At 73.5% G+C, this 2,037-nt stretch carries 2 protein-coding genes; one reads left to right on the top strand and one right to left on the bottom strand.

Going from position 1 to position 2,037, the window contains the following annotated elements; translation table 11 throughout:
• Window positions 1-104 precede the first annotated feature (104 nt).
• Complete coding sequence (locus tag ACYVE9_RS24415; protein ID WP_461030060.1) at window positions 105-611, bottom strand: PadR family transcriptional regulator; 507 nt, start codon at window positions 609-611, stop codon at window positions 105-107.
• Between the two features lie 168 nt (window positions 612-779).
• Here ACYVE9_RS24415 and ACYVE9_RS24410 point away from each other — a divergent pair.
• A partial coding sequence (locus ACYVE9_RS24410) for an ABC transporter substrate-binding protein (protein ID WP_461030059.1) occupies window positions 780-2,037 on the top strand: 1,258 nt, incomplete at its 3' end.

The following is a 2,037-nucleotide window of genomic DNA, read 5'->3' as shown; positions in this document are numbered from 1 at the left end:
ACCGGACCGCTGGGCGCCCGTCGGCTCCGCACCGGACCGCTGGGCGCCCGTCGGCTCCCCGTCGGGGCGGGCGTCGGGGGGGCGCGGGGGCTTGCCGCCGTGGCTCATTCCAGCTCCTCCTGACAGCGTTCCAGCCAGTCGAGGTCGGCCTGGAGGTGCAGCATCGCGCCCTCGATGAGCAGCTGCGCGACCCGGTTGTCCCGGTCCTCGACCGCGGCCAGCTTGGACAGGTCGCGCATGGTGTTCAGGTACTGCCGCCGCTGCTTGTTGATCAGTGCGATCTGGTCGGCGAGGCCCGACTGGCGGGCGAGGACCAGCTTCATGAAGAACTCGTCCCGGACGCGCGGCTCGTCGGTGGTCTCCTCGAACCAGCCGAGCACCGCCTCCCGGCCGGCGTCGGTGATCCGGTACGTCCGTTTGTTGGGGCGGCCGGACTGCTCGACGTCCTCGCCCTCGATCAGGCCGCTCTTCTCCAGCCGGCCGAGAGTGACGTAGACCTGCCCGACGTTCGGCTGAGGGTACGCGGCGCCCAGCAGCTTCTCAAGGTCCTGCTTGAGCTCGTAGCCGTGGGCGGGACCCCGGGTGAGAAGCGCCAGGAGCGGCAGCCGCACGCTCTCTCCCCTCCCCGGTCCGGTGGATGCTGGTGGTGGACCGGGCCGGGTCGTGGCCCGGATCGCCCTCGTCCTGTGCTCGGACGTCTAGTATCGCCCATGCCTAACAGGTATATATGGGCCAGGGCGCCCGGCGACGAAGCGGGCGCCGGTGCACTGGGAGGGCCTATGCGGTGGATGCGTGCCGCGGGCAGGGGGCTCCTCGTCGGCGCCGTGGTCCTGGCTGGCTACGCCGGCCTGGGGCCGCAGGGCGACGGCGCGGCCGGCACCGGGCGGGGCCCGATGACGCTGGCGACCGCCGGTGACCTCACCGACTACCTCGGTCCGCTGCTCGACGGGTGGAACCGCGAGCACCCCCGGGAGCGCGTGACGCTCGTCGAGCTGCCCGACTCGGCGGACGAGACCCGGGCCCAGATGATCACCGAGCTGCGGTCCGGCGGGGACCGCTACGACGTGCTGAATATCGACGTGGCGTGGACCTCGGAGTTCGCCGCCGCGGGCTGGATCGCGCCGCTGGAGCGGGGCCGGTTCCCGCTGGAGTCGTTCCTGCCGCCGGTCGTGGACACCGCCACCTTCGGCGGCCGGCTGTACGCCGTCCCCTACGTCACCAACGCCGGCCTGCTGTACTACCGCTCCGACGTGCTCAGCCGGGAGGGCGTGGCGCCGCCGCGCACCTGGGAGGAGCTGGCCCGCCAGGCGCGGGAGATCGCCCCGGAGTACGGGCTGGACGGCTACGCGGGCCAGTTCCTGCCGTACGAGGGTCTGACGGTGAACGCCACCGAGTCGGTGCACTCCGCGGGCGGCTCGTTCCTGCGGGACGAGGGCGCACGGGTGACGGTCGACTCCGCGGCGGCACGGCGGGGGCTGGCGTTCCTGGCCGACGGCGTGCGCGAGGGCTGGATCCCGCGCGAGGCGCTGACGTACAAGGAGGAGGAGTCCCGGCAGGCGTTCCAGGAGGGGCGGCTGCTGTTCCTGCGCAACTGGCCGTACGTGTACTCGGTGGCCAACGAGGCGGGGTCCGAGGTCGCCGGCCGGTTCGACACCGTGCCGCTGCCGGGCCCGGACGGTCCCGGTACCAGCGTGCTGGGCGGCTCCAACCTGGCCGTCAGCAGCGGGTCCCGCCATCCCAGGTCGGCGGCCGACCTGATCCGCTACCTGACCGGTGAGCCGGTGCAGCGCCAGGTGCTCACCGAGGGCGGGCTGCCGCCGGTACGGGCGGCGCTGTACGCGGACCAGGACCTGATCAGGCGCTACCCGTACCTGCCGACGCTGCGGCAGAGCGTGCTGGCGGCCGAGCCGCGGGCCAAGAGCCCGCGCTACGACCAGGTGAGCCTGGCCGTGCAGGCGGTGGTGCAGGACGCGCTGGCGCTGCGCCAGACGCCGCGGGAGGCCGTCGCGCGGCTGGGCCGCGAGCTGGAGGCCATCG

This window comes from Streptomyces sparsus (assembly GCF_054776295.1).
The sequence above is the reverse complement of the archived record's forward strand: the minus strand, read 5'-3'. Positions and strand labels throughout refer to the sequence as shown.